A 12,223-nucleotide genomic window follows, 5' to 3' on the forward strand; every position below is an offset into this window, starting at 1 on the left:
GCCCGTCAATGAGGTTTTGATATCAGGTTTTAGAGAGCCTAAAGCTAAGACGAACGCTTCGCTGATGGATAGCGGAACGTTTGCAAGCTCACTGAAGGAAAGGCCGGACAAGATTTGGTTATTGTAGGTCGGGCTTTAGCCCGTCAATGAGGTTTTGATATCAGGTTTTAGAGAGCCTAAAGCTAAGACGAACGCTTCGCTGATGGATAGCGGAATGTTCGCAAGCTCACTGAGGCAAAGAAAGCAAAGCAGGCTCTAGAACCTAAGATCTATAAATGAAACTGAGAACGATATCTCAGGTTAACGAATTAGAAAATGGAAGGTTAGGTAGATTCTTTAGGACCTAGAACCTAGAACCTAGAACCTAGAACCTAGAATCAAAAATCAAAAAAGGCCTCCTGAGAGACCTTTAGCTATTTCACCTTTAACTGCTTATATCATTCTACTGCGATAGGCGGTGAGATAAAGCCCATGTAAGCGTTAGTCTTTAACGGTATGAAACGTTTAAGCTGGGCTTCTTCTTCTATTCCTGTCGCTATCACTTCGATATCTAATCCCTTTGCGACGTTAATGAGCGCACGACATAGCTCACTGCTGTGCTCGCTGTCATCGTAATAAGCGAAAGACTGATCGAGTTTGACGTAACTTGGGCGTAAGTTTTGTAGGTATGACATTGAGCCAAACTGGCGCCCAAAGTGGTCAATACCAAAATGCGCCCCATTATCCCGAATCACAGCACAAAGTGCCTGACAGGCTTCTGCATCGCTATAAACAGCCGCTTCAGGTATATCGAAACAGATCCGTTCACGTAGTGGCGATAAGCGCAGGAATTTATTGAGCCACTTATGGAATTCAGGATCCCCCATACTCTGGAAGGTTAAGTTAATCGCAATCGGTTCGAAGTTTCTCTCAAGTAGCTTCTTACTATGGATTGTTTCAATCAAGCACTTATCTAACAGGCTACCCAATGAGAGCAGTTCGACATAGGGCATGAACTGTCCAGCGGGTACCATCTTGTCGTGGATCTCAAGTTGGCAGTAGAGCTCTCTTTGTAAAATTGAGCCTGAATCATTTAATAAAATAGGTTGCCACTTAAACTTGAATTTCCCTTCGGTGATCGCGCTACTTAAATGCTCGCGCCACTGTTCTCGGGTAAATAACTGTTTTTCATTAGTCTCAAACCAATGGAATACCTTATTTTCCTGTAGTGACTTCTGCAGTGCATTATCAGCTTGGGCGAGAATATCGGTGACAGACATCTGCCCAATACGCTCGGCAATACCAATAGCAAAGCTTTCATTTGGTTTGCAACTAGCTTTTGAGATCTCCTGGTTGATGGTGCGGATCAGGGTTTGTAGATATTTACTGGTTTGCTCATGCTCTGAACTGGTGATGAGAAAAGCAAACTCATAAGCTGCAATGCGCGCAATCACTGACGGTGTTACGCCATCTAAATGTTGCTTCATTTTATCTGCTAGCAACTTAATGGTTTCGTCACGGACTTGATAACCGTATTTGCTATGGACCTCTTCTAACCAGTCAAACTTAGCCATCATCAGTGCGCCACTTTTAGGCTCGCTTAGCCAGCTGTTTAAGCGCCCCATCATATATTGGCGATTAGGCAAACCTGATACTTGGTCGACAAGATTCTTCTTTCTCAATTCACCCACTTCTTCATCGAGAGAGTTAAAGATCTGCTTTAGCTGTTCAGACATGCTATTAAACGCTTGCACCACTGATTTAAGTTCTACAGTTTTAGGTACTTTCATGTCTGGACCAAATTTACGGTTGGCTACCTCTTTGGCGTGTTCGGCAATATCATGCAGTGGTTTTAAGATCCAAGTGAGACCGACACGGGCCAAAATAATCGCAATAAGAAATAGGATAGAAAAGACGATGATGGCGTTGGTCATGGTGCGCCAGAGCTCATGGTATCCGAATCCCGGATGGGCAGTAATCTCTAAGCGAGCTAACTGGATCCAACCTGAGGTGATTATGCTTTCTCGTTTGATCGTATTGAACAGCTCTAGGTCGATAAACCACTGTGGAACCCCCTCGATTATCATCGGGTTTTCCCATACCTGCTGTTTACCATCGACGAGCCAAGTAAGTTTGACTTGTTGATAGTAACCGCCCTCGAAAATCACATTGATCAGTGTTTCTGCACCGACTATGTCACCCGCTTCGAGATCGGGTACCAGCATAATACCGAGCGAATGACTGGTATTATTGAGATCTGATTCCATTTGTTTCGTAAGGAAGCTTTGAGTTTCGGTAAACTGTACATAACCTAAGCTCGCAACAACCAATAAAAACAGCACAAACAGTAGTGTGTATATCTGTCGAAACAGTGTCATCTTGTTAACTACTCCAGTTTTATCTTGGGTTGATTAAGTCGCTCTACACCCAAGCGATGTTTTAGGTCATTCCATTTCGCAAGTTTAGATGAGGAACCTGCTAGAACACCTCGTCCTTTTTCTTTGTTTAACCACAGCTGTCGACCGTTAAAACTATAGACTGGCAACAGATCTTTTCGTTGGGTTGCCGGTTTAATCTGTTTATCAAGATTGTCTAAAACGAGGGGGATTGAAGAGGGCGTTTCATAATAGGCTAGTACCATATGATACTGATTTACGCTGGTCGCTTTAACCATAGTAATGCGTAATTTATCCTCAGAAATACCGAGTTGAAGTAGAGTAAAGTATTTAGCGATTGAGAAGTCCTCACAGTCGCCACCACTGACTCCAATAAACTCCATGGGCGTTGCCCAGTAGTTCTTATTTCCCCAAAGTTTTATATCATCGATAAAATGAAATAGGTTAAAAAAATTATTAACCATTAGTATTTTATCGCTATCTTGTAAGTCTTTTGCTTCATCTAAAAGCTTAAACCAGGCCCTAATCCGTTTACCCGCACGTTCGCCATATTGCGACTCAATGGTTTGGGTTATATGGACTGAATCTAACTTTTGAACTGGGGCAGCATAAAGGCAGGAGACGGACAGGGCCAGCACCGTCAACTTTAATTGGCAGACTTTTCGTATTTTTTTTAATTGATAAAGCCTGCCAACCATGGTGCTCCGTTATTACAGCTAATTAACTTCTTCGTCTACCGTATAGATGTGCCACTTCATGTCTGCAGTGGTGTCATCGCCTGTTAGTTCGGCGATAACTCGACGATTTACCTTATGAGCCGCTTTGGTATGAGTCGGGTCAATTGGGCGGTCGAAGCTATAACCTATCGCACTGAGTCTATCTGATTCAATACCAAAACGCTCAGCAAGCAAAGAACTTACTGCATTGGCACGGTTTTGAGATAGTGTTTGGTTATGCTCATGGGTTCCTGTCTTACTGCAGTGTCCCTCAATGACAGCTTGGGTATTTGGATAATCGCGCATAAAGGTTGCGATAACTTCTACCTGCGGATAATACTGAGGATCGATATAGTAAGAGTCGTTGGCAAATAGCACTTTGAGTTCCTGGCGCTCATTAATTGGCTTGATTTTACCGCAGCCGTAGTTGTCGATGGTTGCACCAAGTGTCGTTTCTGTGCAGCGTTCTCTGGCAACAATAACCCCATCATGGTCGATATCATTGAGATCGTAAACTTGCGTTGTCGGTTGATCCATAGTGGCTATGTCACGCATTGAGCAGCCGCCAAGCATAGCGAGACTTAATATAAATATCATGGTCTTCATTGTGGGACTCCTCCTTCGTAGTCTCTCTCACCTTGCCAGACATCTGGTCTGGTTACGCGCAATGAGTTGAGCAATTGGCCTGTCGCATTTAACACGCGATACTGGGCAATGATTTCATCATACTCAGATTCTAAATAGTCTTTTCTAGCTTCAAAAAGCTCGTTTTCTGTATCGAGTAGATCCAATAAAGTTCGCTGACCTAAGTTAAATTGCTGGCTGTAAGCAACTTGGGTGTCTTTAGCCGCAACAACATGTTCTCGGATATACATTTTTTGTGGGGTAAGCAGTTCGTAAGCATTCCACGCTAAATTGACGCCTTCAACGACTTGTCTGTGGGCACGTTGACGGATCTCTTTAGCCTCGCCTACTTTATATGCGGCTTCTTTCTCGCGTGCGAGATCACTACCACCTGAAAATAGGTTGTACTTGAGGCGCACCATGGCAACAAGGTCATTGTTATATCCACCAACACTATTAGTCACAATAGGTGAGTAGCCATCTTCACCATCGACATTGTTGTTCCAGTTACCATCAAGCTCTAGTGAGAGCTTCGGGTAATAGTTTGACTGTGCAGAGTCTTTCTCATTTTCTGCAGCATTGATATCGCTTGCTGCAGACTTGAGAATAGGGTGATTATCTTGAGCCATCATAATGCTGGTACTGAGATCTGCTGGTAGCATATCAGCATCAGGCACTGGTACTATCATATCTTCAGGTTGCTGCTCAACGATACGAACAAACTGAGATTTAGCATCATAGAAGTTGTTACGGGCTGAGATAACATTAGCGTTAGCACGTGCCAAACGGCCAGTGATTTGTGATAAATCTGCCGTAGACCCTAGGCCTGAATCGGTACGTTGCTTAATTTGGTCATAGATCTCTTTATGGCTTTGAAGGTTTTTCTCTGCCAAAGTCAGTACCTGTTCGCTGCGAATATAGTTGATATAGACCTTAGCAACATCTAGCGCCATATCTTCAGCTGCAGCAAATAGTGCCCACTGCTCAGCACTAGCTTCGAAACTGTATCTATCAACTTCACTACTAGTATAGAAACCATCAAATAGCATCTGCTTGATGCTAAAGCCCGCTTCACCGCGTTTGAGTTCAATCACACCGTCATCGTTAACATCACCTTGACCTGCGCGTCGACGCGTCGATGGGCTATCGGTTTGCTCCCAACCATAGCCAGCGCTAATGTCAACCGTTGGCATGTAGCCTGCCACTGCTTGATTGACTTGTTCCTCTCGCGCTTTAAAGCGGTTAAATGCTATCTTTATCTCTGGATTGGTATCCAGTGTGTGTGCTACCGCTTGCTCTAGTGTTTGGCTAGAAGCCGATGCCGGTATTATCAGCGCGCTGACAGCAAGTGCAAGTGCACTGCGCTTTAACTGCCGTATTGTGCTGCTATCCATGTTAACCCCTCCTGGTCGTTTTTTATCGGGCTTAACGCTCCCTGAGCGCCGTATCTTTAGCCCGTAATATTGGATTAAGTATGTACTCTAAAACGGATCTTTGCCCTGTAATTACATCAACCGAGGTTAACATCCCTGGTATGATAGGCATTTGGGTGCCGTCGTCCTTCGTTAAGCTAGAAAACTCTGTTCTAACTTTGACAATATAAAAGCTATTTCCCTCTTCATCTTGGGTCGTATCGGCACTGATATGCTCGACCACACCGTTCAAACCACCATAGCGGGTAAAGTCATACGCGGTGACTTTAACGACAGCGGGTAAACCAGGGTGCAGGAATGCGATATCCTTAGGGACAATTTTGGTCTCAATCAATAGCTTGTCTTCAGACGGGACAATTTCAATGATATCGACACCGGGCTGGACAACGCCGCCTAGGGTATTGATATGCACTGTTTTGACTGTGCCATTGACTGGAGATACTATCTCGGCCTTGCTGACTTTATCTTGTGCACCGACTTGCGCCTCGTTCATGCGTGAGAGTTTAGTTTGCATCTCGTTGAGTTGGGCACGGGTATCAGCCGCATAAATAAGTACTGACTCCCGCCTTTTAAGAATGGCTTCATCCATGGTGGACTTAACTTTAGGGCGCAATAAGCGCAATGAAGAGAGCTCGCCTTGAATATCGTTGACGACTCGCTGTAGTTTTAATAACTCGACTTCAGGAACAATCCCTTTATCTGCCAATGGCCGAGTCAGTTCAAGCTCTCGTGAGACCAACTGGAAGCTGGTTGTGAGTGTTCTGATTTTTGAAGCGAGTTCTTGGATCTCTTGGTTACGTTGTTGGATCTGTCTGGCTTGAATTTCGAGTTGATTACTTAGGTTATCAAGACGACCAATATATTCTTCACGCTGACGGCTGGTAAGCTCTGGCTCGTTTTCTTCTAAAGCAGATGGGAATATTAATGCCAGAGGAGAGATTTTTACCTGCTCGCGCCAATCATTGGTTATTGACGAAATGGTGATACTGTTAAGCTCTGAATTTAAGCGGATCACATTGGCGACTAGACTATTCACTTCTTGCTCTTGTTGAGCGAAGTCAGACTGAAAACGGGTGGCATCGATGCGAACAAGAGGCTGCCCCTTGGTGACAATTAATCCCTCCTGGACATACATCTCTTGTAAGATCCCGCCGTCTAAACTTTGGATAACCTGCACTTGAGAAGAAGGGATAACTTTACCCAAACCAGTAGTGACTTGATCTAACTCTGCAAAGTAGGCCCATAGCAGGAAGGTTATAATCAGTGCCGATAATGCCCAAATAGTTAATCGATGGCTGGCAGGTGCATCGGTCATCATTGCACCATAAACGTCATCGACCATCTCTAAATCATGTGTAGTTAAGTGCTTACTCATTTTTTCGCCGCTCCCGCTAATAAGCCATCATTTAGCTTCTTTAGTACTTCGGCCTTAGGGCCATCGGCAACGATATGGCCGCGATCGAGAACGATGATGCGATCGACGAGGTTGAGTAGGTGCATCTTATGAGTAATGAGCAGTAAGGTTCTATCTTTACTGACATTGTGCATGGCATGAATAAACTGCTTTTCTGCACGGGCATCGAGACTGGCAGTCGGCTCATCCATTAACAATACCGGCGGGTCATTCAATGTTGCACGGGCTAGGGCAATGGTTTGTCGCTGTCCGCGAGAGAGCTCTCGGCCACCTTCACCCACTTGCTGATCTAGGCCTTCGGCTTCTAGGTTAGTAAATAAATTCACTCCAGAAAGCTGCACGGCTCGGATCAATTGGTGCTCAGATACTTGGCGGGTACCAAATAAAATATTGTCGCGAATCGTGCCATGAAACAAAGTGATATCTTGCGGCAAGTAGCCGAAGTTTCGTCTTAAGTCGCTAGGATGGATCTGCGCAGAATCGATACCGTCATAGGTTAAGCTGCCTTTAGTTGGCTGATATAGGCCGACTAATAGTTTGGCTAAGGTACTTTTACCGGAACCGTTGCGACCAATGATCGCTACACGCTCACCGGGAGCGATATTTATCGATAATGGGTGCAGTATGGGGCGCTCTGAACCTGGATAGCTAAAACCGATATGGTGCGCGGTTATTTGACCTAATAAACGTTGGCGGCTAACCAGGTGGCCTTTGTTTTCAAATTCATCTTCTTGCGTCATCAGTTCATCAAGTTGACGCAGGGCACTAGCGGTTTGATTACCACGGGTCATTAGGCCTGCAAGTTGCGCCATGGGAGAAATTGCGCGGCTAGATAAAATCACCGCAGCAATGATGCCACCCATGGATATTTCATTTTCAGAGACTCGGTATACCCCTAAAATCACCACAAAAATAACGGAGGTTTGCACTACAAATGTCGCCACATTGGTCACAGAGGTAGTTATTTTTTTGCATTTCAGTTGCCAGTTCGCCGTATGGCCAATCATCTGTTGCCAGCTTTTCTGCACTAGACCTTCGGCGCCGCTGGATTTAATCGATTCAATTGAGGCTAGTGACTCGATTAAGTGGCCGTGCTTTAGGCCTGAAAACTTGTTGCTCTCGTCAATTGCCGCCTTAAGCTTTGGCTGCATAATCAAGGTGTAGCCGATAATAATAAAGCTACCAATCAATGGGATAACGGCGAGATCGCCGGCAACAAGATAGATAATGGTTAAGAAAAACAGCGCGAAAGGCAGATCAACCAATGTGGTGATAGTGGCCGAGGTGAGAATATCGCGGATGCTATCAAATTCACCAAGTTGCTTAGCCATGCCGCCGACGCTAGGAGAGCGCTTTTCAAGCGGGATACCGATAGCTTTAGCAAATAGTCGAGAAGATACGATGATGTCGACTTTCTTACCTGCAACGTCAATAAGGTAGCTTCTAAGTTGGCGCATGATTAAGTCAAAGATATAAGCAATACCGGCACCGATAGCCAGTACCCATAAAGAGTCGAATGCCAAATTCGGTACGACTTTATCGTACACATTCATAATAAATAACGGTGACACTAGGGCAAATAAGTTAACCAATACCGATGCGATAAGGGCATCTCGGTAAATGGGGGCTGAGTCTTTAATTGTTTGTAGTAACCAGTGGGATTTGTTCTCGTGTAGATGAACATCTAAGCCCATATCACCACGATATTCTTGCTTCACTAAAAACAGATAGCCCACATAGAGTGCTTCGAGCTCTTCAATCGAAAGCGTTTCTTTGCCGCCGGTTTCAGGTAGCTGGATAACCGCTTTATCTTGTTCGATATCAAATTCACGCAGTAAGCAGGCTTTCTTGTCTTTTAGCAATAAGATGCAGGGCAGCAGGATAGGGGATATTTCGTTTAAGCCCTTGCGCGACAACTTAGCCGCTAGTCCGGCGCGACTGGCAGCTTGAGGCAATAATTCTGGTGTTAATACGTGTCCTTGCATAGGCAAGCCTGCTGCCAGCGAGTCGCTGGAGCACGGGCTACCGAAATGCTCGGTGAGTAACACTAAACTGTCTAGCAGTGGGTCGACCATCACTCGTTGAGAGGCTGAAATCGTCCATTGCTCAGTGTTCTTAGAATCTGAAACTGACACCTTGGGGACTTATCCTTAAGATTTTATTATTTATATTTATTATTAAAAGTATCGGTCATAGTGGCCTGTTTTTCCACAGGCCACTATCTTGCTTCTTTTTTTATGGCAGCATAGCAAAGCCATTTGGATTGAATGGATCATCTAAAGGTTCGGGGCCATTAACCGCCTGAGTCGCTGCGGCACCAGATGACGTGCTGACGATAAGTGGGCCCTCTCCATTAGAGCCCAGTAGTCCAGATATAATGTCGGCCTCATTACTACCGAACTGACCAATTAGGTCGACACCATCGAGCACAATGTGTTGATCAAAACTGCCATCCCCATCAGTATCAATATTGATACTGGTAGAGCCATTCTCATCTGTAAAGCTCAGGTGTTGAGCAAGTTCACTGACAGTATCACCTTGCAGGATATCGCTTAAATCAAGCTTATCTTCAGCTAAGTCAAAGTCGGTAATATGGTCGGTGGTATCAGAGCCATCTACTGAACCACTGGTCCAAACGAACGTATCCGCTCCTTCATTACCTGTCATTTCATCGTCCCCTAGACCGCCAATCATCGTATCTGCACCCAGACCACCGATTAAGGTATCATTACCACCTTGACCGAATAAGGTATCGTTACCTTCACCACCGTTTAAGATATCGTTGCCATCATTGGCATCTGATATATCAAATTCATCAATATGAGTACTGATGTAACTATGGATATCTTGCAAGTCAATACTGCCAGTATCTGTTCCGGTTTTTATTGCTACATAGTTCTGTAAGGCTGTAAATCCTTGGCCAGTAATATTATCTAATTGGACAAGGTCGCCAAAGATAATATCATTGCCTTCTCCACCTAGTGCGTCGTCTCGTCCTTGAGTTAGTTCGACTGTATTCCCCAAAATAACACTTGCAAGATTACTGACATCAACAGCGGCCTGAACGTTTCCGTCTGTGTCATAAAGCTTAAGTACATCAGTTGTAACACCACTCCCAATACCAATGGCATTAACAATCGATACGGCATTTAATAGACTGAATTGATGTAGGCCTGAATTACTGTGGTCGTCGTCATATTTCAATGTATTACCATCTTGTTCGATGCTGCCTATTTTTTCATGAACATCGGTATAGACTGAATATACATCGCCACTTGAATCAACTAACACCTTGCCATTTAATGTGATTGTTTCCCCAAAACTATAAGAATTCGCGATGAGAACTTCACTTAAGGTTAGGAAGTTGCCAGTTTGAGGATCGACACCAACGTATAGGGAGTCTATCTCACTGTGGGTATCAGCTGTTGGTTGCCCGTCTGTAATGAAGAATGTTTGGTTGTTGGCACCATTACCAGCAATGTCAGCGCTATCAAACCATTCTATGACGCTCTCAAATGATGCTTCATAATTTGTGCTTCCGCCTGCACTAACTGCATTAACCGCTGCGAGTAACTGCGTAAGTGCCGCTTGAGAATCACCGTTAGATAAATCGACTGAAATATTTGTCTTAGTATTTGCTGCGAAATCAACAAACAGCACATTGACTGTGCCAGCATGCTCGCCATTAGCACTATTGAATAGCGTGTTGAAAACATTGGTTAATTGCGTTTTTGCTTGAGTGATTTCGTCAGACATACTGCCAGAGGAATCTAATATGAAGGCGATATTATAATCTTCGCCGGCAACAATCTGTAAACCGCTAGTGTCACTGACGATAATGTCGTGGTTATCAGTTCCTTGAATATCATTATCACCGTCGGTGCCACCCACAAAACCATAGTCTCGAGTTTGTGCCACATCGAAGTTTACTGTTGCGGTATTACTGCCACCTTGGCCGTCACTGATAGTGTAGGTAAAGCTTGTCGGTGCAGTTTGTGAGCCATCATGGCTATAGCTAAAGCTACCATCTTGGTTGATGGTTAGGCTGCCATCTTTAACAGACACAGTCGCTATTGCATTAACGAATGTCAGCTCTACACCATCAATATGCGTGATAGAAATTGGGTTGCCATCGATATCAGAGTCAACGCCATCGCCTGTATCATCGGTGATAATGTTACCGGTGATGGTTTCACTTTCATTAACTTGGTAGCTATTATCAGTCGCGTCAGGAGCGTCATTGGTACCAATAATATTAATGGTGACAGTGGCGGTATCAGTCGCGCCGTGCTCATCGGTAATGGTGTAGGTAAAGGTTTCTTTAGTAACCTCTCCTGCGGCGAGAGATGCAAAGGCGCCATTGGTATCGTAGCTGTAAGTTCCATTAGTATTGATTGTGAGCTTTGCGCCACTATCTAAGATAATAGTGCTACTAGCCTGGATCCCTTGACCATTAACCGCAGTGATAGAGAAAGAGTCAGTATGTTGATGGTTATGACCATTAGTATCATGATCTAAATCGCTATCATTCCACAATAATCCATCTTCGATAGTTGATGCTGTTAGTACTTCGCCTTCATTTACAACTAGTGCATCGCCGCCTAGTTCTGGACCCGAAACGACAATTGAAGTCAGGTAGTAATCGGATGAGTCATCACCTGGGTTAGCCTGTGACTCTTCACCTAGCGTATAGGTGGCTTCAAACACTAAAGTATCAAATACCAAGTTGCCAGTATCTATGTTGAACTCACCGCTCTTGCTACCTTCGGTTTTAAAGGTTTCCATAGCAACGAGTTGGCCTTGATAATAAGCCTTCCAAACGCCTTGTTCGCCGCCCTCTTCGGTGTCGAACATGTTGCTAACATTGAAGGTTGCCTTATTGACGAGGCCATTAAAGCTAAAGACTAATCCTTCAGATTGACCCGTTTCAGCGTTGAACTCTATTTGCCCCTCTGTCGCACCTTCGGTTCTGGGAGTGCCAGAAACACCAAGTTTGTTGTTATCACCAGTTGCGTAATTAACCGTTCCTTCAGAGCCATCAGCGTTTATTGCGCTGATAGTGAATAGTGGATTAACTTCAGTACCGTTTTCGGTTCCCCAGTTATCACTAGAGCTTGCACTTGCACTAAATGAACTACCTTGAGCATCATCGTTGGCATCGACAGTGTTGATCGCTGCCGTATCACTTCCAGGGCCGGACTCGTTACCAGCAAGATCAGCTTGAGTCGCTTCAACAGTAATGCTTGATGTTTCATTTGGTGTCTCTTCAGACCACGTAATCACTCCATTATCGTAACTAAATTGGCTGGTAGCGGTTGAAGACGCACCTGTAACAATCAACTCTCCAGTAGCACTTAAGCTAAGAACCACGGTCGAAATTGAGGTGCCATTAGTGATGCTGAGAGAAACTGAACCACCTGCTAATAAGTCAGTATGGTTAACTTCTACCTTTAACTGGATGTTCGCGCCACCACTGACTATTTCATCAGGGTTTAACCAGCCATCGCCAGGGTTTGCATTACCAATAATTGGGTTACTGTCATCCAGAATAATTACAGTCGGGGTGTTTGGTGTAGTGTTATCAACGTCATAATCTTCAGTATCGGTCGCGGTGGCGCTGTTGCCTGCTAAGTCAGTGCTGGTGACGCTGGCATTGATAGT

Annotated in this window: 7 protein-coding genes; all 7 read right to left on the reverse strand. The window is 44.6% G+C overall.

What is annotated here, in order from left to right:
* Positions 1-437: 437 nt before the first annotated feature.
* Positions 438-2,357, reverse strand: a complete 1,920-nt coding sequence (locus ACVBIK_RS20270) for an EAL domain-containing protein (protein ID WP_447170379.1) — start codon at positions 2,355-2,357, stop codon at positions 438-440.
* A gap of 8 nt (positions 2,358-2,365) precedes the next feature.
* Positions 2,366-3,073 (reverse strand): transglutaminase-like cysteine peptidase, encoded by a 708-nt coding sequence (locus ACVBIK_RS20275; RefSeq protein WP_447162124.1) that lies wholly within the window; start codon positions 3,071-3,073, stop codon positions 2,366-2,368.
* Positions 3,074-3,091: 18 nt separating this feature from the next.
* Positions 3,092-3,697, reverse strand: a complete 606-nt coding sequence (locus ACVBIK_RS20280) for an OmpA family protein (protein WP_447170380.1) — start codon at positions 3,695-3,697, stop codon at positions 3,092-3,094.
* Entirely contained in the window at positions 3,694-5,109 is a 1,416-nt protein-coding gene (locus ACVBIK_RS20285; RefSeq protein WP_447162122.1) for a TolC family outer membrane protein, read from the reverse strand. The genes ACVBIK_RS20280 and ACVBIK_RS20285 overlap by 4 nt, the downstream gene beginning before the upstream one ends.
* 31 nt (positions 5,110-5,140) lie before the next feature.
* A complete protein-coding gene (locus ACVBIK_RS20290) occupies positions 5,141-6,523 on the reverse strand; it encodes an HlyD family type I secretion periplasmic adaptor subunit (RefSeq protein WP_447162121.1) in 1,383 nt (460 codons plus the stop codon).
* Entirely contained in the window at positions 6,520-8,637 is a 2,118-nt protein-coding gene (locus ACVBIK_RS20295) for a type I secretion system permease/ATPase (protein ID WP_447162152.1), read from the reverse strand. Before ACVBIK_RS20295 ends, ACVBIK_RS20290 begins: the two co-directional genes overlap by 4 nt.
* Positions 8,638-8,797: 160 nt before the next feature.
* Positions 8,798-12,223 (reverse strand): Ig-like domain-containing protein (locus ACVBIK_RS20300; RefSeq protein WP_447170381.1); only part of this gene is annotated, 3,426 nt, incomplete at its 5' end.

The sequence above is a fragment of the Shewanella sp. 125m-1 genome (genome assembly GCF_052977065.1).